This window comes from Kitasatospora sp. NBC_01250 (assembly GCF_036226465.1).
Classification (GTDB): domain Bacteria; phylum Actinomycetota; class Actinomycetes; order Streptomycetales; family Streptomycetaceae; genus Kitasatospora.
Map to the genome: position 1 here is coordinate 4,324,869 of NZ_CP108476.1, position 19,785 is coordinate 4,344,653.

Sequence of the window (19,785 nt, forward strand, 5' to 3'; positions counted from 1 at the left end):
GAACCTACCCGACGACCTCGACCGGCCTTCGGCCCCGGGCGACGCGAGGCCCCCGGGCGACGCTCAGCCCCCGGCCGGGGCCACCCTCCCGTCCCCGACGCCCTGCGGCGCGTCCGTGCCGCCCGCCACGTCCACCGTGCGGCGCTTGGAGGCGTACACCGCGCCGACCACCACCAGTACCGCGACGACGGCCACCAGCGCGCGCACGCCCGCGCTCGCGTGCACCCCGTAGCTGAACCGCACCACGGCCGGCGCGATCAGCAGCGACACCAGGTTCATCACCTTGAGCAGCGGGTTGATCGCCGGCCCCGCGGTGTCCTTGAACGGGTCGCCGACGGTGTCGCCGATCACCGTCGCCGCGTGCGCCTCGCTGCCCTTGCCACCGTGGGCACCGTCCTCCACCAGCTTCTTGGCGTTGTCCCAGGCGCCACCCGAGTTGGCCAGGAAGACCGCCATCAGGGTGCCCGCCCCGATCGCGCCCGCCAGGTAGGAGCCGAGCGAGCCGACCCCCAGGCCGAAGCCCACCGCGATCGGCGCCAGCACGGCCAGCAGGCCGGGGGTGGCCAGCTCGCGCAGCGCGTCCCTGGTGCAGATGTCGACCACCTTGCCGTACTCCGGGGTCTCGCTGCCGTCCATGATCCCGGGGTGCTCACGGAACTGCCGGCGCACCTCGAAGACCACCGAACCGGCCGAGCGGGAGACCGCGTTGACGGCCAGTCCGGAGAAGAGGAAGACCACGGCCGCGCCCAGCAGCAGGCCGACCAGGTTGTTGGGCTGCGAGATGTCCAGGCTGAGCCCCGCCGGGCTGCCGATCACCGCGCTGCCGCCGGCCTTGGCGACGGCCTCGTTGATCGCGTCGGTGAACGAGCCGAACAGGGCGGTCGCGGCGAGCACCGCGGTGGCGATCGCGATGCCCTTGGTGATCGCCTTGGTGGTGTTGCCGACCGCGTCCAGCTCGGTCAGCACCCGGGCGCCCAGGCCCTCGACCTCGCCGGACATCTCGGCGATGCCCTGGGCGTTGTCGGAGACCGGCCCGAAGGTGTCCATCGCCACGATCACGCCGACCGTGGTCAGCAGGCCGGTGCCGGCCAGCGCGACCGCGAAGAGCGCGAGCACGATCGAGCCGCCCGCCAGCAGGTAGGCGCCGTAGACCGCGGCACCGATCAGCACCGCCGAGTACACCGCCGACTCCAGGCCGAGCGAGACGCCGGAGAGCACCACGGTGGCCGGACCGGTCAGCGAACTGCGGCCGACGTCGCGCACCGGCCGGCGGTTGGTCTCGGTGAAGTAGCCGGTCAGCTGCTGGATCAGCACGGCCAGCACGATCCCGATCACCACCGCGGCGAGCGCGAACAGGCGCGGATCGCCGTGGTGACCGCGGATCGCGTCCGGCACGTGGTGCAGGGCCGCGAAGCTGGACGGCAGCACCAGGTAGGCCGCGCCGAGCACCAGCAGCAGCGAGACCGCGGCGGAGAGGAAGAAGCCCCGGTTGATCGCGGACATCCCGCTGCGGTCGCGCTCGCGCGGGGCGACCGCCACGATCCCGAGCACCGCGGTGAGCACGCCGATCGCCGGCACGATCAGCGGCAGCACCAGGCCGACGTCGCCGAAGACCGCGCGGCCCAGGATCAGCGCGGCCACCAGGGTCACCGCGTAGGACTCGAAGAGGTCCGCCGCCATGCCCGCGCAGTCGCCCACGTTGTCGCCGACGTTGTCCGCGATGGTGGCGGCGTTGCGCGGGTCGTCCTCCGGGATGCCCTGCTCGACCTTGCCGACCAGGTCCGCGCCGACGTCCGCCGCCTTGGTGAAGATCCCGCCGCCGACCCGCATGAACATCGCGAGCAGCGCGGCGCCGAAGCCGAAGCCCTCCAGCACCCGGGCGGCGTCGGCCTGGTAGATCAGCACGACCACGGCCGCGCCGAACAGGCCCAGGCCCACCGTGCACATGCCCACCACGCCGCCGGTGCGGAAGGCGATCCGCATCGCCCGGTGCTGCGCCGAGCGCTCCTGACCGGCCGACACGCCCCGGGCCACCGCGGCCACCCGGACGTTGGCCCGCACCGCCAGCCACATGCCCAGGTACCCGGTGGCCGCCGAGAAGACGGCGCCGACCAGGAAGAAGACCGAGCGTCCGAGGCGCTGCGACCAGTTGTCCGCCGGCAGCAGCATCAGCAGGAAGAAGGCGCCGGCCGCGAACACCGCCAGGGTGCGGAACTGCCGGGCCAGGTAGGCGTTCGCCCCCTCCTGGACGGCTCCCGCGATCCGCCGCATGACCGGCGTTCCGGCGTCGGCCGCGAGCACCTGGCGGACCAGCAGGACGGCGACACCGAGGGCGGCCAGGGCGATCAGACCGATGATCACCACCACCAGCCGGTTGCCACCGGTGAGTACCGCGTTGCCGGTGGAACCGTCGGCCAGAACGTTCAAGATTCGTGGTCGCACCGGTGCCCCGGCGGAAAGTGTGGCCAGCGGCGCGGACGAGGCTGAAAGCGCGTGCGAGGCTGGCGCGGAGAGAGCTGGAACTGGAGTGGCTGGAGCGGAGGTGAGTGCGCCGATAGCGCTTGAAGCAGTCGCGATGATCGTGATTCCCGCCATGCGTCCTCCCCGAAAACCGGCACGCCGAACGGTCCGGACGGCGCGCACGTGGCTCTGGTGGCACAGGCGACCGGACCGGATCAGTCGGTCCGACCGGATATCCAGGAGCGAGTGTAGGAATCAACGCGGGATTGATATAGACCGCGTGCAGCACAGAACAGAAAGAATCATGGGCGGCCCCGAAAAACCTTGGTTTTCGGGGCCGCCCATGATTCTTTTTCTTGTCACTTCACGTGCGGGGTACATCAGGGGCCGCACTGGGCCTCCTGAACCACCGCTATGCCGGGTGGACCGGCCAGGCCATCCGGATCAGGCCGCCGGCGTCGTCCCGGCCGACCTCGACGTCCTCCACCAGTCCGGTGATCACCGCGAGGCCGAGGGTGTCGTCGGAGCCGTCCCCCGAGTCGTCGTCGGTGGGCGCGGCCAACTCGCTCAGCTCGCCGGCGCCGTCACCGACCTCGATGACGAAACGCTTCTCCTGGTCGGTCAGCGCGACCCGCACGGCGCCGGCGAGGCCGCCGCGCTGGTGCAGGCCCACGGCACGGGAGCAGGCCTCGCCCACGGCCAGCCGGAGCTCGTCCAGCACCGACTCGTCCACGCCCGCGCGTCTGGCCACCGCCGCCGCCACCAGCCGTGCCGTCCGCACGTGCTCGGGAAGGGGGCTGAATCGCAGTTCGACGGTTGCCATCTCTCCCTCTCGGGGTCGTCTCCAGGGGCACACTGCCGCCAAGCCGCGGCTCGGCACTCGCCAACGGCCGCCGCCCTGGCACCAGAACCGGCACCATGACCCGGCATCCTGACGCGACGCCACCACTTTTGCGGCGCGAGCACCCTGAGGGGGCGCCAATCACCGGCCGACGCACCGCAGCGGACGCACCGGACTACATGAGGCCGCGACAGAACCGCGTGCGGCCAGGAAAACTCATGCGGCCGGGCACCGGGGGCGCCCCGCTGAACGGGACGGCCCCGGGCCAGCCGGATCAGTCGGTCGCGGCGACGGCCTCGTCCACCGAGGAGTGGATCGGGAAGACCTTGGTCAGACCGGTGATCCGGAAGATCTTCAGGATGCGCTCCTGAGTGCAGACCAGGCGCAGCGAACCCTCGTGCGCACGGACCCGCTTCAGGCCGCCCACCAGCACGCCCAGCCCGGTCGAGTCCAGGAAGTCGACACCCTCCATATCGACGACCAGGTGGTAGCTGCCGTCGTTGACGAGCTCGACCAGCTGCTCGCGAAGCTTAGGAGCGGTGTACACATCGATCTCGCCGCCAACCTCGACGACCGTGCGGTCGCCGACTGTACGGGTCGACAGGGACAGGTCCACGGAACCTCCAGCACCTTGCCTTGCTACGTCTATTGCGTTCTACGGCGAGTCGGGCGGCATCGGCCGTTCGGCCACCGCTCCCGACCAGCGATCTCCACCGTGCCAGCCGGCCTGCGCCGTCTGAACCGGTCTCCACCGCATGGCCGAGCAACCGGCCCAGGTGCCGCCGGTCCGGCCAGCTGGCCGCCACCGCATCATTCAACCACCTGGCAGCATGCCCGCACGATGGCTTGCCGCGATTGTCCGTCACTCCAGTGACACACTGGGTCTCCATGCCGCCCAGCCATCGCCTGCCCGAGGCCCTGCTCGACACCCTGGTCGCCAGCCGGGGCCGCTCGGACCGGCTCACCCATACGGAGCATCTCCCCGCGCGCGAGGCGCGCTATGCCCCTTGGCCCGACTCGATTCGCCCCGAGATCCGCGCCGCCGCCTCGGAGCTCGGTGTCTCCCGGCCCTGGGCGCACCAGGCCGAGGCGATGAATCTGGCCAAGGAGGGCCAAACTGTGGTGATCGCCACAGGGACCGCCTCGGGCAAGTCGCTCGGCTACCTGGCACCGGTGCTGAGCGATCTGCTGGACGGCACCGAGGCGCCGAACGGCCGCGGCGCGACCGCGCTCTACCTCGCCCCGACCAAGGCCCTCGCGGCCGACCAGCGCCGCCGGGCCGCCGAGCTCGCCCCGGACCGGGTGCGCGCCGCGCTCTACGACGGCGACACCCCGCCGCAGGAGCGCGAGTGGGTCCGCCAGTACGCGAGCTACGTGCTGACCAATCCCGACATGCTGCACCGGAGCATCCTGCCCGCGCACCCCCGCTGGTCCTCCTTCCTGAAGGCGCTGCGCTACGTGGTGGTGGACGAGTGCCACAGCTACCGCGGCGTCTTCGGCTCCCACGTCGCCCAGGTACTGCGCCGACTGCGCCGGCTCTGCCGCCGGTACGGCTCCGACCCGGCCTTCCTGCTCGCCTCCGCGACCACCGCAGGTCCGGCCGCGGCCGCCGAACGGCTCACCGGGCTGCCCGCGGTCGCGGTGACCGAGGACGCCTCGCCCCGCGGCCCCCTGGTCTTCGCCCTCTGGGAGCCGCCGCTCACCGAACACGTCGGCGAGCACGGTGCCCCGGTCCGGCGGACCGCCACCACCGAGGCCGCCTATCTGCTCACCGACCTGGTGGCGGCCGGCACCAGGACCGTGGCCTTCGTACGCTCCCGGCGCGCCGCCGAACTGGTCGCGCTGCAGGCCCAGGACAACCTCGACGCACCGCTCGCCAACCGGATCGCCGCCTACCGGGGCGGCTACCTGCCCGAGGAGCGCCGCGCCCTGGAGCGCGACCTGCACTCCGGACGGCTGCTCGGTCTGGCCTCCACCTCGGCGCTGGAGCTGGGCGTCGACGTCTCCGGCCTGGACGCCGTGCTGATGGCGGGCTACCCCGGCACCCGCGCCTCCCTGTGGCAGCAGGCTGGACGGGCCGGGCGCGAGGCCCAGGGGGCGCTGGCCGTCCTGATCGCCCGCGACGATCCGTTGGACACCTACCTGGTGCACCACCCGGAGGCGCTCTTCGCCCGCCCGGTGGAAGCGACGGTGCTCGATCCCGACAATCCGCACGTGCTCGCTCCGCACCTGTGCGCCGCCGCCGCCGAACTCCCGCTCGGGCCGGACGACCTGGAGCTGTTCGGTCCCACGACCGCCCAGCTGCTGCCGGTGCTGGAACAGCGGGGGCTGCTGCGTCGCCGGACCGACGGCTCCTGGTACTGGACCCGCCGTGAACGAGCGGTCGACGCGGTCGACCTGCGCGGCAGCGGCGGCAATCCGGTCCAGATCGTCGAGGCGTCCACCGGGCGACTGCTCGGCACCGTCGACGCGGCCGCCGCGCACACCACGGTGCACACCGGCGCCGTCCACCTCCACCAGGGGCGCACCTACCTGGTCCGGGCCCTCGACCTGGAGGCCTCGGCGGCCCTGGTCGAACTCGCCAACCCCTCGTACACCACCTCGGCCCGCGACACCACGGCCATCTCGATCCTCGCCACCGACCGCACCGTGGCCTGGGGCGAGGGCAGCCTCAACTTCGGCTCGGTCGAGGTCGTCAACCAGGTGGTCGGCTTCCTGCGCAAGCGGATCTCCACCGGCGAGATCCTCGGTGAGACCAAGCTCGACCTGCCGCCCAGGACGCTGCGGACCAGGGCGGTCTGGTGGACCGTCACCGAGCAGCAACTGCTGGACGCGCTGATCCCCTACGACCAGTTGCCCGGCGCCGCCCACGCGGCCGAGCACGCCTCGATCGGTCTGCTGCCGCTCTTCGCGACCTGCGACCGCTGGGACATCGGCGGCGTCTCGGTGCCGCTGCACCCGGACACCCAGTTGCCGACCGTCTTCGTCTACGACGGCCACCCCGGCGGGGCCGGCTTCGCCGAGCACGGATTTCGACGCGCGGTGCAGTGGCTGACCGCAACCCGCGAGGCCATCGCCTCCTGCGAGTGCGAGCGCGGCTGCCCGTCCTGCGTCCAGTCGCCCAAGTGCGGGAACGGCAACGACCCGCTGGACAAGGCCGGGGCCGTCCGGCTGCTGACCGCGCTCCTCGCCGGCGCGCCCGGTGCCGGGGAGGAGCCCGGTGCCGAGGTCGAACCCGGGTAGCGCCTGACGCCGGGCGATCCCGGCTCCCGCCCGACGGGCGCCCCACCCGACGGGCGCGCCGCCACGGATCGCCAGGGCCGCCGCGGTCGGCGGGGCGGGCGGGGCCGGAGCCGCCTCGTCCACCCCCTCCGGGGCCCAGACCGGCCCGGCCCGCGCCCGTGCGGTCGCCGGTCCGACCGGGATCCGGACGCCCCGCACCGGGACCTGGACGGCCACTTCGACGCTGTCCGTGCCGAGGTCGACCACGCACGAGACCAGCTGGGCTCGCTGGGCCGCCGCCAGCGCCGCGGCCCGGGCGCACCCGCCGTCGGCGTCCAACAGGAGGTGGTCCGCCGCCGCCAGCGCCGCCAGGTCGGCGGCGGACTCGGCGCGATGCCTGGCGGCCAGCGCCGACCCCAGGGCAAGGGCGAGCCCGAAGACCGCGCACCCGAGGAACAGCAACCCCGAGAGCCAGATCGTCGCCGACCCGCGGTCCCGATCCCGATCCCGGCACCGGCCACCGCCCGGCCCACGGCCCCGGCCCCGCCCGGAGCACCCGTCCCGAGCACCGACACCGGCCGGCGCCGGTCCGTCGGACAGCATCACTCCACCTCCCTTCCGATCCGGTCCTCCCGTGCGGCCACGGCTGTTGCCGAGACCGTCACCGAGAGCGCGGATGCCAGCCGCCCGACCCCGAGACACTTCGCTTCCACCAGGACCGAGACCGTGTCGCCGCCCGCGAGCACCTGGATGGTCGCCCCCGGCGGGGCGACCACGGCGGCCTTGGCGACAGCGTCGGCGTCACCCCGTGCCGCCGTCCGGGCCGCGACCCGCGCGGCGTCGATGCACCGGAGCTGCGCGGCCCCGGCCAGAACGCCCCACAGGAGCATCGCGAGCAGCAGCACCAGTGAAGGCACCACCACCGCCGTCTCCGCGGTCACATACCCCGCCTCGTGGGCAGCCCGGCCCGCCCGCCCGGCCCGCCCGGCCCGCCTGGCACGGACACGGCCGAGGAGCGCGCGGCGCCACCGGGCGGTGAGCCGCCGACGCCGAACCGGCGGCCCCGGCCCGTCAGACCACATGGAGCGCCCGATTCACCAGCTCGGTCAGCGCGGTGGTCACCGCATCACTCGTCACGACCTTGTACAGCAAGGCCGCGAACCCGCAGGCCGCCACCGTTCCGATCGCGTATTCGGCGGTCGACATCCCTTCGTCGCCGGCGTCGACGAAGCTGCGACGAAGAAGGCGCAGGAACCGGTGCAACGCGTAGCGGACGGACTCGCGCACCCGCCGCCGCGGCCTGCGGTGCGTGGGTGCGGACGCCGGCCCGGCCCGCCCCGGTCGCCCGAGGGACCGCACCTCATCCGGGACTTCGGCCGTCGGCCCGACCGCCGACGGCACGGGCAGGCGCCGGACGGCCGCCAGTCCACCGGTCGCCGCTCGGCCCTCTCCCGACCGCTCGTGCGACGGCGACGCGATGAAGGTCACCACCGGACCGCCCCGACCGGCACCACGGTTCATCGCGCTGGCCCTGCGCCTGCCACGGGCTCCGTTCGTTCCACTCATCGTTCTCACTGCCTTCCGTTGAGGAGTTCTCGATTTCATGTCTGACGTCACGTCACTTGCTGCTTCCAGCAAGAGACTTGCCAGTCACACCCGCCGACCGAACGCCGCCGCCAGGCCCGTGACCACGGGCACGATGCCGATCAGTACGAACGCCGGCAGGAAGCACAGACCCAGCGGCGCGGTCGCCAGCACTCCTGCACGACGCACCCGGGTGTGCGCGGCGCGAGCCGCCGCTGACCGCTGGGAGACGGCCAGACCGGCGAGCACCGCGGCCGGCGGCGCGCCGCTGACGGTGGCGCGCACCAGGCATCGGGCCAGCGGGGCCAGCGCCGGGCAGTCAGCGCCCAGCCGTTGCCAGCACTGCGCCGGCGGCGCTCCCAGGGCCAACTCCGCCGACACGGCGGCCAGCCGTGTCCGCATCGGGTCACCGATCGTCCGCGCGACGGCTTCGGCGGCCTGCGCCGGGGAGGCGGACGACCCGAGGCAAGCGGCCAGCAGGTCCGCGGTCAAGGGAAGTTGAGCCACCAGCGCGCCCGGCTCGCCCGACGCCCGACCGGCGCGGCCCGAGCGGAACACCGGCGGCCCCCGCCACAGCAGCAGCACCGCCGCCAGCACTCCCCCCAGCACGCCCACCGCGCCAGGCACCAGTGCAGCCACCAGCGCGCCGACGAGCAGCGGCACCCCGCCCCTTGCCTTCATCCGCCAGCGGCCCCTCGGCCGGCCACGCCCGGTGCCGCCGGCGGCCCGGGTCGGCCGATCTCCTTCCCGTTCCCCGAAGAGCCCCACCCGAGCCGCCCGGCGGCGCTGGGCCCGACGCCGCAGCAATCGGCCAGCGGTTGCCACCAGCACGAGCACCGGCGTGAACGCCCCCGTCAGGATCACCAGCGGCAACGGCACCGGCAGCGCCTGGGCCAGGCTCGACACCGTGTTCACCACGACGCCCCCAGCACGCCCTCGCCGACCGGAGGCAGCCCCCGATGCGTCGGCCACCCCGTGCAATCCCGCCGCCGTACCGTCGTGCTCGACCGCCGCCGGGCCGACGGGACCGCCCGGGGCCGCCGCGTGTGCGGGCCCCCAGGCCCGCCGCCACCCGCCCGGCAGGACCACCGCGGCGCGGCAGCCGTCCCCGGTCGCTCCGGCCGTGCCCGCTGCCCCGGCGGTCGGGCCACGGCCCCGGCCGGAGCGCCCACGTCGGCCAGCGCCGCGCGCACGATCCGCCCGGTCCACAGCAGCCCGGCGACCTCCAGGAGCAGGCCTGCCAGCAGGCACCCCCACCCCAAGGGGGTGTGCAGCAGGACCGACAGTGGCCGGGCCCCGAGGGCGGCGCCCAACAGGAGCCCGAAGGCCGGGAGAGCCGCGAGCAGGCCCGCGGTGGCCCGCGGCCCGGCCAGCTCGCTCCGGACCTCCTCGTGCAGCGCACCATCGGCCCGCAGCGCCTCGGCCACCTGGTCGAGGGCCGCGGCGAGCCCCGTGCCGCTGTCCGCGGTCACCTGCCAGCAGGCCGCGATCGCGCAGGCCCCGGCACCCCCGGGCAGGGTCCCGAGCCAGCGCAGCGCCGCCGGTACATCCGCGCCGTACCGGCCGGCCGCCAGACGGGCCAGCGCCTCGTCACCCAGCCGGCCGAAGACGCTCCCAGCCGCCCGGCCCGGGGCAGTCACCGTCTCCAGCGCCTGCTCGGGCGTTGCGCCACCGCGCAGTTCGCCCGCCAGCGCGGCGCACAGTTCGATGACGGCGGCTGCCCGCGAGCGCTCCTCCTGGATCGCCCCGTGCCGCTCCCGCCACCGACAGCTGGGAAAGATCAGCAGTACCGCGGCCACCGCTGGAATCGGCGAACGGGCGCCGTAGCCGATGGCCAACCCGACTGGCAGCAGCCAGAGCTCGACCACCAGCCAGCGTGGCCGGGGCCAGCCGCAGCCGTAGAACCAGCGCAGCCGTCGCAGGCCGATCCTGACCAGCACCGCGGGACCGCTCGGCCGCCTCGGCAACAGGGCCCCGAAGCGCCGCCGCAGCCGCACCCGCCGGTTCAGCCAGGCCCACGCGCCTGTCGCGATCGCGCCGAGCAGCAGGGCCAGCCCGAGATCCACCTGACGCCCGGTCATCGCCGCCCCCGCTCCACGGCGACGCCGCGCTCGGCACAGCGCCGCACCAACCGCTCCCAGCCCGGCCCCCGTGCGATCGAACCGTCCGGGCCGAAGGCCACCGCGGGAACGGTGGCGGCGTGACCGGCGCGATCCTCGGCCAGCGTGTGCAGTTCGGCGACCCGTCGCTGCCCGGTCCGCTGATCGCGGACCAGATGGATCACCACGTCCAGGGCGGCGCGGAGCTGGCTGTGCAGGGCGAAGCGGTCCAGGCCCGCCATCGACCCCAGCGCTTCGAGGCGGACCGGCACGTCGGCCGCCGTATTGGCGTGCACGGTGCTGCAACCGCCCTCATGGCCGGTGTTGAGGGCGGCCAGCAACTCGGTCACCTCCGCGCCACGCACCTCCCCGACCACCAAGCGGTCCGGGCGCATCCGCAGCGCCTGCCGCACCAGATCGCGCAGGGTCAGCTCACCGATCCCCTCCTGGTTGGGTGGCCGCCCCTGCAGCCGGACCACGTGCGGATGAGCCGGCCGCAGCTCCGCAGAGTCCTCGGCGATGACGATCCGCTCTTGGTGCCCGACCAGGCCCAGCAACGCGGCCAGCAAGGATGTCTTGCCGGCGCCCGTCCCGCCGCTGATCATCAGCGAGAGCCGGGCCCGGACGATGCCGGCGAGCAACTCGGCGCCCCCCGGCGGCAGCGCCCCGGCCGCCACCAACTCGTCCAACGTGAAGGGATGCTGGCGAGCGATCCGCAACGAGAGGTGCGTGCAGTCGCTGACGATCGGCGGGAGCAGCGCATGCAGCCTGGTGCCGTCGGGGAGGCGGGCGTCGACCCAGGGCCGGGCGTCGTCGAGCCGGCGGCCGGCCGCGGTGGCGAGCCGATGCGCGAGGTGACGCACCGCCTCGGCATCGGGAAAACCGACGGAGTTCTCCCGGCACAACCCGCCGCCGCGATCCACCCAGACCTCGTCCGGCCCGTTGACCAGCACATCCGTCACGTCCGGCGCGCTCAGCAGGGCGTCCAACGGGCCCGCACCGACCAGCTCCGAGCGGAGCGTGCTGACGGTCTCGAGCAGGTCGTCGCCACCCAGCGGCAGCCGCTCGGAGCGCAATGCGGCGGTGACCTCGGTGGCCGTGGGCACCGCGCCCGCCTCGGCCAGCCTCAGCCGAACGGCATCCAGCAGGGCCGTCGCGCGCCCCGCCGCCGTCACCCCCGACGCCGCCGCGGCGGCCGGAGTGGTGGAGTGCCGTCGCACCGCCGCGGTGGCCGCTCGCGGCCGGTGCGGCCTCGGGCCCCAGTCGGCAGGCCGGCCCAGGTCGTTCCTGGTGTACGTCGTGCGGGTGCTCATGACGCCATTCCTCCTTCGGTGACGGACGTGCTGGGCAGAACCGCGGCCAGGTACGCGGAACAGAACCGGGCGAGCGGGCCACGAGCCCGTGCCCCCGGTGGCCTGCCGCGCTCCGCGTCGACCGTCAGGCCCGCTTCGTGGGTGATTTCGCCGGCCAGCGGCAGGCCCAGGCCATGGGCGATCTCCGTCCCCCGCAGGCCCACCGGCCCCGGCCACCGGATCACGGCCCGCAGGTCGGCCAGGCGCATGCCGACCGCCGCCGCGACCCGGCCCGCCGCCGCCATCGCGCGCAGCTCGGCGGGCACCACCAGCAGACCGGTGTCAGCCTGCTCCAGCGCGTGGGCGGCGGCCGGATCGAGATGTCGTGGCAGATCGAGGACCACCAGCCCGCCGCGGCGCCGAGCCGCGGCGAGCACGCTGTGCATCGCGATCGGCGAGATCTGCAGCGGACTGCCCCGATCCCAGGACAGTGCGCTGATCTGGTGCAACCTCGGCAGCGCGGCGGCGAGTTCGGCGCCGCTGACCCGGCCTCGCGTACCGGCCAGGTCGGGCCAGCGCAGCCCATCGGCGCTCTCCCCGCCGAGCAGGACGTCGAGCCCGCCGCCCATCGGATCCCCGTCGATGAGCATCGTGTGGTGGCCCGCTCCGGCGGCTGTGACGGCCAGTGCGCAGGCGAGCGTGGAGGCCCCGGAGCCGCCCCGACCGCCGAGCACGGCCACGGTCAGCGCCGGACTGGCAGAGCCCTCCACCGCGTCGGCGATCCGGTCCAGCAGCCAGGCCTGCGCGTCCGGCAGGAAGACCACCTGCTCGGCGCCGAGCTGGACGCCCCGGACCCAGATCTCGCAGTCGTCGAGATCAAGGCCGAGGAGCACCACCCCGGGCCGTCGGGGGAGCTCCGCGCACCGCTTGGACTGGTCGTCGCCGACCAGGACCAGCGGCGCGGTCTCCCAGCGCGGGAGCGGTGGTGCCCCGCCCAGCAGCTGGGGCTGGGCACCGGCGGCTGCGCAGAGCCGGAGCAGTTGCTCCGTGAGTGCCTCGTCCTCGGTCAGGATGAGGGGCCCGGCGGCGCCGGGATCGTCGGACGCCGATCCGTACTGGTCGATGGTGAGTGCCGGCATGGCTGCCTCCCCGGAAGGGATGCCCGCTGACGGACCGTCGGCCGCGCCCGTCGGACCGACGCGCGAGGCGTCGGACGGCGGGCTCCGGGAGAGCGGTACGAGGCGAGCGAGGACGATGGGACCTCGACCGTGCGCCGGCGTCTCGATCGGCGCTCTGTGCCTCATCGGTCCGGGCCCACGGCTTCGGCTCGGCCCCAACCGTGCCGCCTCGTTCCAATTGCGTCAGCGACTCATCATTTGCTGTGGATAACCCGGCCCATGTGGATATCCACGCTCGCCCGATTGGCTCCTACTTCACTCGTGCGAGGAGTCCGCAACAGCGAAATTGACGCGCTTCTGAACACGTAAGCAGGTACCACTCGACCAGCTACATAGAGTGACGAAAATAGCTTGGCATGAGCCTGCCGATCAGATCGCCCGAGGGGATGCTCACCCTCGCCCACGTGCTGGGCACCCCCCGCCAGAGGCCCGAAGAATGGCCCTGAACATGCGACGACCCCCGCCGGGGGGGAGAGCGGGGGTCGTCTATCCACAGCCCGACTCGGGGGGGAGGAGCCGGACCGGGTTAGCACGGTCGCGAACGATCCGTGACTTCCATGGTGTACCCGACCGGCCAGAAACACAAACCAGCACGCCCCCGGGTCCACCGAATGGCGGCGCCCGTGAGACCGCCATCTATCCTCGGTTCTTGTGGACACCACCGAGAACGCCGACATCGCCAACGGTGCCGAGAACTCCGGGCCGCAGGCCGCGCCGAATCCCGCGCCGAGCGGTAGCCCGATTGTCCCGCAGACACCCGAGCAGCCCCCCGAGGCCGCTCCGGTCATCGCGGCGGACGCCGCCGATCAGCCTGCCGAGGCCGGCGCCGGGCACGCCGGCGCACCCCGGACCGTCGCCGGACCCTCGCCACTCGGCCCGGCCCGCACCGCTGCCTTCTTCGACCTCGACAAGACGATCATCGCCAAGTCGAGCGCGCTGGCCTTCAGCAGGCCCTTCTACCAAGGCGGCCTGATCAACCGTCGAGCCGTTCTCAAGAGCGCCTATGCCCAGTTCGTCTTCCTGGTCGGCGGCGCGGACCACGACCAGATGGAGAAGATGCGGCAGTACCTCTCCGCGCTGACCCGGGGCTGGAACGTCCAGCAGGTCCGCGAGATCGTCGCGGAGACCCTGCACGGCATGATCGACCCGCTCATCTACGAGGAGGCGGCGGCCCTGATCGAGCAACACCACGCCGCCGGGCGGGATGTGGTGATCGTCAGCAGCTCCGGGGCCGAAGTGGTCGAGCCGATCGGCACCCTGCTCGGCGCCGACCACGTGATCGCCACCCGACTGGCGATCGAGGACGGCTGCTACACGGGCGAGATCGAGTACTACGCGTATGCGGAGAACAAGGCCGCCGCGATCCGCGAGTTGGCCGGACGCAAGGGCTACAACCTGGCCGACAGCTACGCCTACAGCGACTCGATCACCGACCTGCCGCTACTTGAGGCCGTCGGCCGCCCCTCCGCCGTCAACCCGGACCGCGGCCTGCGCAAGGAGGCCGCGGCCCGCGAGTGGCCGATCCTGGTCTTCGATCGCCCCATCGAACTGCACCGCCGGCTGCCCGAGTTCAAGACGCCCAGCCGCGGTGTACTGGCCGCCGTCGCGGTCGGTGCCGCCTGCCTGAGCGCCGGCCTGGTCTGGCAACTCGCCAAGCGGCAGCGCCCCGTCGCCTGAGCGGCGGGTGGTCCGGCCACCGACCGGGCGGGCCGCTCAGCTCATGCCAAATCGGGCAAAGGTAAAGAATTCGCCCTTCGAGTTCCCTTTGCCCTGATTCCGAGATACAAAGGACTCACGGCCCGCGAGACCCGGAAGGACCCGAAGAGGTCAGACCGACACCGCAGTTCAGGCCCACGGACCGCGTACAGCCTTCGAGCACCCACGTGCAGCCGACCCGCGATCGGGCCGCCGCACCAGGCGAACGGGCAGGATCCCCGCCTGATGGGCAAATCCGGTGCACGCATGGTCACCCGAATCGTTGTACCAGCGGCGACATCAGCAGTCGGGATGTCGCCGCAACTCCGTCCGCCGGCCCTGCCTGCCGAAGGCGGTGCCGCCGGCCTCCGATCAGACCATCCCGCGCTGCATCGCCTCGCAGACCGCCGTGCTCTCCCGGACACCGAGCCGCAACGCCAGGCCGCAGTGCGCGATCCAGCGCGCCAGCCCCTGCGGCGTACCCGAGACATAGCCGGCCAGCGCCTCGCGGTAGGCGGCCGTGCCCAGCTCGACCAGACCGACCTCAGCCGGGCAGATCGCCTTGGGGTCAAGGCCTTCGGCAATCAGCACGATGCGCTGGGCGGCCCGGGCGACCAGTCCGTTGTAGTTCGCGAACGGCCGCAGCGCGAGCAGCTCGCCGTGCACCACGGCCGCGGTCACCAGCGCGGGAGCGCCACCCTGGGCACCCGACGGCCGCGTCGCCAACAGCTGCGCGAGCTGGTCGAGCCTGGCCGCCACCTCGTCCGCCGGCGGCGCGGGCGGCAGGGCCGCCCCGACCCCCCGCTGGCCCTGATCGGCAGACGGCTCGAACTCTCCGAGCAGCGGATCGCCGGGGGCCGCCGCCACGCCCTCCACAGGGCTCAGCTCCGACGGGAACAGCTCCTCGGGCGACTCGCCCGCCCGCCGCGGCCGGCCGGCCGCCGCGGTGGCGGCGCCCGGGCCCGCAGCCGCGCCCGGGTCGCTCGCGGCCAGCAGATGCAGCCGCGCCAGGACCTGCAGCGGCGAGGTCCGCCAGACGCTCAGCAGCTGACCCGCCTCCGCCGAGATCCGCAGCGCACCACCGACCGTGCGCTCCTCGGCGCCCGCACTGAAGTCGCTGCGCCGCCGGACCTCCTCCAGCGGCCAGTCCGCGCCGGACAGCGCCGCCGACGCGCGGGCTCCGCGCAGCGCGGCCTCCCCGGTGACCTCGGGCGCACGGCGGCGCATGACGCGGTGGCCGTAGAGCCGGTCGACGGCCTTGCGGACCTCGGCGACGGACTCGGACACCCCGGGAAGCTCGGCCAGCGGGGCCAGCGGATCAGTTCCAGTGCTCACCTACCCGAGAGTAACGACCCAGGCAGTCCGGGCCGCACAGCAACCCCGTCATCACCCGTTCGAGGCAATCCGCACTTCCCTCCGGCGCGGTGGACCAAACCACGATTACTATGACCGCTATCGGAGACGATAACGATTATCAACAAGTCCGCCGGGGCCCACGCGACGGTCGACGGCGCGAGAGCCGGGAGTCCAGATGAAGATCGCCTTCGTCGGCAAGGGCGGCAGCGGCAAGACCACGCTGTCGGCCCTGTTCATCCGTCATCTAGCCGCCGCAGGACGTCCGGTGATCGCGGTGGATGCGGACATCAACCAACACCTCGGCCCCGCACTCGGGCTGACCGACGACCAGGCCGCCGAGCTGCCCGCCCTCGGCGCCCAGCTGCCGGCCATCAAGGAGTACCTGCGCGGCAGCAACCCCCGGATCGGCTCCGCAGCCGAGATGATCAAGACCACGCCGCCCGGCCGGGGCTCCCGACTGCTGCGCATCGTCGAGGAGAATCCGGTGTACGCCGGCTGCGCCCGCCCGGTGGCGCTGGACGAGGGTTCGGTGCGCCTGTTGGTCACCGGCGCCTTCACCGAGGAGGACCTCGGGGTCGCCTGCTACCACTCCAAGGTCGGTGCGGTGGAGCTACTGCTCAACCACCTGCTGGACGGCCCGGACGAGTACCTGGTCACCGACATGACCGCGGGCTCGGACTCCTTCGCCTCGGGACTCTTCACCCGGTTCGACCTCACCTTCCTGGTGGCCGAACCGACCCGCAAGGGAGTCTCGGTCTACCGCCAGTACAAGGAGTACGCGCGGGACTTCGACGTACACCTGCGCGTGGTGGGCAACAAGGTCCAGGGCCCGGACGACCTGGACTTCCTGCGCCGGGAGGTGGGCGAGGACCTGGTGGCGACCTTCGGGCACTCGGAGTGGGTGCGCCGCCTGGAGCAGGGGGCCGAACCCCCGCTCAGCTCCCTGGAGACGGAGAACCGGGCCGTCCTGGAACTGCTGCGCACCGAGGCGGACGGGGCCTTCCCGCTCCGGGACCCGCGGCGGTACACCGCGCAGGCCGTCCACTTCCACCTGCGTAACGCGGAGAGTTGGGGCAACGCCAAGGCGGGCGTGGATCTGGCGACTCAGGTCGACCCGTCCTTCGTCCTGGGCTCGGCCGCCGCGCCGCACCCCGGGACCGAAGAACGCCTGCCCGACCAGGCATCGGCCGCGCAGGACGCCGCCGACCCGGCCGGTGCCACCGTCTGACACGGCACCCGGCCACCCCACCCGCCTCGCCCCGGGGCGCCAGACGGCGGGGCCGACGGTACGCACCCGCACCGGGCGCGTAGCGCCGGCCCCGCCGTCCATGCGTCAGCACGACCGCCGCAGGCCACTCTCAGGGGTGAATATCGCCCCGAGGACTCCCGCACACTCTTACGCTATGCAAAGCTTCCATTACTCACCGTTTACCAACTCTTGGTGCGGGAGATGGATGGGTCCGTGCGTCGCCACTCCTGCCGGGGCGACGCACCCGCGCCTGCCGGCGTGTCCCACACACCGTCCAGCCGCTCCAGGCGGCAGGACGGCCGAGCCGATCACCCACACCACCAGAGGACTTGACTGCGACAACGGACCAGACCGCGTCCGTTCCACGGAAGGACGGGAAGCCATGGCCCTCGACACACCCCCTCCCCCGCCGCGCACCGACGACTCCAGCGACAGCCACGCGCCGCCCCTCGGTGCGGCGCCGGGAGCGGCACGCCACCGCCGCCCCGCCGCCCAGGACCTGACCGCCTCCCTGGTGGTCTTCCTGGTGGCGCTGCCGTTCTCCCTGGGCATCGCGCTGGCCGCCGGGGCCCCGCTGACGGCCGGGCTGGTCGCTGCCGCCGCCGGCGGGATCACGGCCGGCCTGCTCGGCGGGACACCGCTCCAGGTGAGCGGCCCCTCGGCCGCGCTCACCGTGATCACCGCCGGGCTGATCACGCGGTACGGCTGGCAGGCCACCTGTGCGATCACCCTCGCGGCAGGGCTGCTCCAACTGCTGCTCGGCACGGTGCGGGTGGCCCGGGCGGCCTTGGCGCTGTCCCCGGCCGTGGTCCACGGGATGCTGGCCGGTGTCGGGATCACCATCGCGATCGCCCAGTTCCACGTGGTGCTGGGCGGTACGCCCCAGGGCTCCACGGTGGCCAACCTGGCGGCGCTGCCCGCCCAGCTGTCGGGTCCGCATCCGCCGGCGCTGATGGTGGGCCTGCTGGCCATCACCATCCTCTGCGGGTGGCCGAGGCTCCACCTGCTGCCCGGGCAGGCCGGTCGGCTGGGCGGCCTGCTCGAGCGCGTCCCCGCCGCGCTGGTCGCGGTGGCAGCCGGTACGGCGCTGGCCATGTTCTTCGACTTCCGGCTCGCGCGGGTCGAGCTCGCCTGGGGCCGGCACGACCTCGCCGCCCTCCCCCACGGAGCACCGCTCGCGCTGCTCGGTGCGGTCCTGACGGTCACCGCGGTGGCCAGCGTCGAGTCCCTGCTCAGCGCGGTCTCGGTCGACCGTCAGAGCGGCACGCCCGGCAACCTCGACCGTGAGCTGCGCGGCCAGGGCGCCGCCAACCTGGTCAGCGGCCTCCTGGGCGGTCTCCCGGTCGCCGGCGGGGAGATCCGCGGCTCGGCCAACGTCCGTGCCGGAGCCCGGAGTCGATGGTCGACCGTGCTGCACGGCTGCTGGCTGCTGGTGGCCGCCGTCGCGCTGACCGGCGGCCTGCGCTGGATCCCGCTCGCCGCACTGGCCGCCCTGGTCATGGTGGTCGGCATGCAGATGGTCGGCTTCGCACACATCCGCAGGGTCTACCGGCACCGCGAGTTCGCGGTCTACCTCGCCACTGTCCTCGGGGTGGTCCTGCTCGGAGTCCCGCTGGGGGTCGCCACCGGCGCGGCGGCGACCGCGCTGCTCGCCCTCTGCCGCTTGGCCTGTGCCCACCTCGAGGTGAGCGTCCAGCCGGACGGCTCCTACGAGGTGCGCACGCACGGCCCGTTGACCTTTCTCTCCGTGCCGAGGCTGACCAGGGCGCTGGCCGCGCCACCGGCCGGGGCGCGGGTGACGATCCTGCACGACGGCGCCTTCCTGGACCACGCCGCCTACGAGGCACTGCAGTCCTGGCGCGCCGACCACCTGGCGCGCGGCGGCCAGGTCACGATGCTGACCGTCCGCCAGGAGGGCGCGGTGCTGGACCCGGACGGGACGGTGCGCTCGGCCGGCAACCCCGGTCCGCACCGTTGCCGCGCCTGGACGCCCTGGGTCGGCCACCGCTGCATCGACCAGGAGGACGATCCGCACCGTCGCCTGCTCAGTGGCGTGCGCGGATTCCAGTCACACACCGCACCTCTGGTCCGCCCCGAGCTGGCCAGACTCGCGCGCGAGGGTCAGACGCCCTCGCAGCTCTTCCTGACCTGCGCTGACTCCCGGCTGGTCACCAGCATGATCACCAGCAGCGGCCCGGGCGACCTGTTCACCGTCCGGAACATCGGCAACCTGGTCCCCGTCCCCCACGAACCGGGCGCCGCCGACGACTCCGTGGCCGCCGCCGTGCAGTACGCGGTGGAGGTGCTGGAGGTGCGCAGCATCACGATCTGCGGTCACTCCGGGTGCGGCGCCATGAAGGCCCTGCTGAACGGTGTGCACGAGCAGCCCGGCCGCCCCACCCCGCTGGCCCGGTGGCTGCGCAACGGCCGCGGCTCACTGGCCCGGCTGGCCCGGATCCCGGCAGAGTTCGCCGACCGCCAGGTCAGCGATGAGGTCGAGCAGTTGGGCATCACCAATGTGGTGCAGCAACTCGACCAGCTGATGGCCAATCCCGCGGTCGAACGGCGCGTCCTGGACGGTGAACTGCAACTGGTCGGCATGTACTTCGACTTCGCCACCGCCCAGACCTACGTGCTCGACCGGGAGAGCGGACGCTTCAGCGCAGTGGCCGGCTCCCGCGAGATCGCCAGCGCCGCCTGACCGGCGCCCCACCCGAACCAGCGCCGCCCGACCGGCGCCGCCCGAACCCGGCGCTTGCCGAACCGGCGGCGCCTGAACCGACATCCGCCCGCATCAGCGCCGCGACGC

14 protein-coding genes and 1 pseudogene are annotated in these 19,785 nt (G+C 73.4%); 4 read left to right on the plus strand and 11 right to left on the minus strand.

Annotated features, from left to right (window positions below; all coding sequences use genetic code 11):
* Positions 1 to 63: 63 nt before the first annotated feature.
* The 3 genes from OG500_RS17875 to bldG all read right to left on the minus strand — a co-directional run bounded on the left by OG500_RS17875 (position 64) and on the right by bldG (position 3,917).
* A complete protein-coding gene (locus OG500_RS17875) occupies positions 64 to 2,427 on the minus strand; it encodes a sodium-translocating pyrophosphatase (protein ID WP_327067670.1) in 2,364 nt (787 codons plus the stop codon).
* Between the two features lie 445 nt (positions 2,428 to 2,872).
* Positions 2,873 to 3,283 (minus strand): ATP-binding protein, encoded by a 411-nt coding sequence (locus OG500_RS17880; protein ID WP_327067671.1) that lies wholly within the window; start codon positions 3,281 to 3,283, stop codon positions 2,873 to 2,875.
* Between the two features lie 292 nt (positions 3,284 to 3,575).
* On the minus strand, positions 3,576 to 3,917 hold the full coding sequence (gene bldG / locus OG500_RS17885) for an anti-sigma factor antagonist BldG (protein WP_327067672.1): 342 nt from the start codon (positions 3,915 to 3,917) through the stop codon (positions 3,576 to 3,578).
* Between the two features lie 272 nt (positions 3,918 to 4,189).
* Between bldG and OG500_RS17890 the strand changes: the two genes are divergently transcribed.
* On the plus strand, positions 4,190 to 6,544 hold the full coding sequence (locus OG500_RS17890) for a DEAD/DEAH box helicase (protein WP_329581450.1): 2,355 nt from the start codon (positions 4,190 to 4,192) through the stop codon (positions 6,542 to 6,544).
* 153 nt (positions 6,545 to 6,697) lie between these two features.
* On the opposite strand, the pseudogene OG500_RS17895 reads toward OG500_RS17890, so the two are convergent.
* From OG500_RS17895 to ssd, 7 genes and pseudogenes are all read right to left on the minus strand, one after another.
* Positions 6,698 to 7,126, minus strand: a pseudogene (locus tag OG500_RS17895) (Rv3654c family TadE-like protein); the annotation flags it as partial.
* On the minus strand, positions 7,126 to 7,464 hold the full coding sequence (locus OG500_RS17900) for a TadE family type IV pilus minor pilin (protein ID WP_329581452.1): 339 nt from the start codon (positions 7,462 to 7,464) through the stop codon (positions 7,126 to 7,128). The gene OG500_RS17900 and the pseudogene OG500_RS17895, both read right to left, overlap by 1 nt.
* Positions 7,465 to 7,594: 130 nt before the next feature.
* A complete protein-coding gene (locus OG500_RS17905; protein WP_329581454.1) occupies positions 7,595 to 8,014 on the minus strand; it encodes a DUF4244 domain-containing protein in 420 nt (139 codons plus the stop codon).
* Positions 8,015 to 8,173: 159 nt separating this feature from the next.
* On the minus strand, positions 8,174 to 9,022 hold the full coding sequence (locus OG500_RS17910) for a type II secretion system F family protein (protein ID WP_329581457.1): 849 nt from the start codon (positions 9,020 to 9,022) through the stop codon (positions 8,174 to 8,176).
* The gene (locus OG500_RS17915) at positions 9,019 to 10,188 is read right to left on the minus strand and encodes a type II secretion system F family protein (protein WP_329581460.1); all 1,170 of its coding nucleotides are present in this window, start codon (positions 10,186 to 10,188) and stop codon (positions 9,019 to 9,021) included. The genes OG500_RS17910 and OG500_RS17915 overlap by 4 nt, the downstream gene beginning before the upstream one ends.
* Positions 10,185 to 11,519: a TadA family conjugal transfer-associated ATPase gene (locus OG500_RS17920; protein WP_329581463.1), complete on the minus strand. Its 1,335-nt coding sequence runs from the start codon at positions 11,517 to 11,519 to the stop codon at positions 10,185 to 10,187. Before OG500_RS17920 ends, OG500_RS17915 begins: the two co-directional genes overlap by 4 nt.
* Complete coding sequence (gene ssd, locus OG500_RS17925) at positions 11,516 to 12,637, minus strand: septum site-determining protein Ssd (protein WP_329581466.1); 1,122 nt, start codon at positions 12,635 to 12,637, stop codon at positions 11,516 to 11,518. Before ssd ends, OG500_RS17920 begins: the two co-directional genes overlap by 4 nt.
* A gap of 690 nt (positions 12,638 to 13,327) precedes the next feature.
* Here ssd and OG500_RS17930 point away from each other — a divergent pair.
* Positions 13,328 to 14,353: an HAD family hydrolase gene (locus OG500_RS17930; protein ID WP_327067680.1), complete on the plus strand. Its 1,026-nt coding sequence runs from the start codon at positions 13,328 to 13,330 to the stop codon at positions 14,351 to 14,353.
* Between the two features lie 390 nt (positions 14,354 to 14,743).
* Here OG500_RS17930 and OG500_RS17935 read toward each other — a convergent pair whose 3' ends face one another.
* A complete protein-coding gene (locus tag OG500_RS17935) occupies positions 14,744 to 15,706 on the minus strand; it encodes an oxidoreductase (RefSeq protein ID WP_329581469.1) in 963 nt (320 codons plus the stop codon).
* A gap of 196 nt (positions 15,707 to 15,902) precedes the next feature.
* On the opposite strand from OG500_RS17935, the gene OG500_RS17940 reads away from it, so the two are divergent.
* Together OG500_RS17940 and OG500_RS17945 are read left to right on the plus strand one after the other, a co-directional pair.
* Entirely contained in the window at positions 15,903 to 16,955 is a 1,053-nt protein-coding gene (locus tag OG500_RS17940) for an ATP-binding protein (protein WP_329581471.1), read from the plus strand.
* 403 nt (positions 16,956 to 17,358) lie between these two features.
* Positions 17,359 to 19,677, plus strand: a complete 2,319-nt coding sequence (locus tag OG500_RS17945; RefSeq protein ID WP_329581473.1) for a SulP family inorganic anion transporter — start codon at positions 17,359 to 17,361, stop codon at positions 19,675 to 19,677.
* Positions 19,678 to 19,785: the final 108 nt, after the last annotated feature.

Bases quoted from the DNA above. Each gene is read 5' to 3' on its own strand.
- OG500_RS17880 (WP_327067671.1), bottom strand. From the start codon at position 3,283: ATGGCAACCGTCGAACTGCGATTCAGCCCCCTTCCCGAGCACGTGCGG.
- OG500_RS17890 (WP_329581450.1), top strand. From the start codon at position 4,190: ATGCCGCCCAGCCATCGCCTGCCCGAGGCCCTGCTCGACACCCTGGTC.
- OG500_RS17915 (WP_329581460.1), bottom strand. From the start codon at position 10,188: ATGACCGGGCGTCAGGTGGATCTCGGGCTGGCCCTGCTGCTCGGCGCG.
- OG500_RS17920 (WP_329581463.1), bottom strand. From the start codon at position 11,519: ATGAGCACCCGCACGACGTACACCAGGAACGACCTGGGCCGGCCTGCC.
- ssd (WP_329581466.1), bottom strand. From the start codon at position 12,637: ATGCCGGCACTCACCATCGACCAGTACGGATCGGCGTCCGACGATCCC.
- OG500_RS17940 (WP_329581471.1), top strand. From the start codon at position 15,903: ATGAAGATCGCCTTCGTCGGCAAGGGCGGCAGCGGCAAGACCACGCTG.
- OG500_RS17945 (WP_329581473.1), top strand. From the start codon at position 17,359: ATGGCCCTCGACACACCCCCTCCCCCGCCGCGCACCGACGACTCCAGC.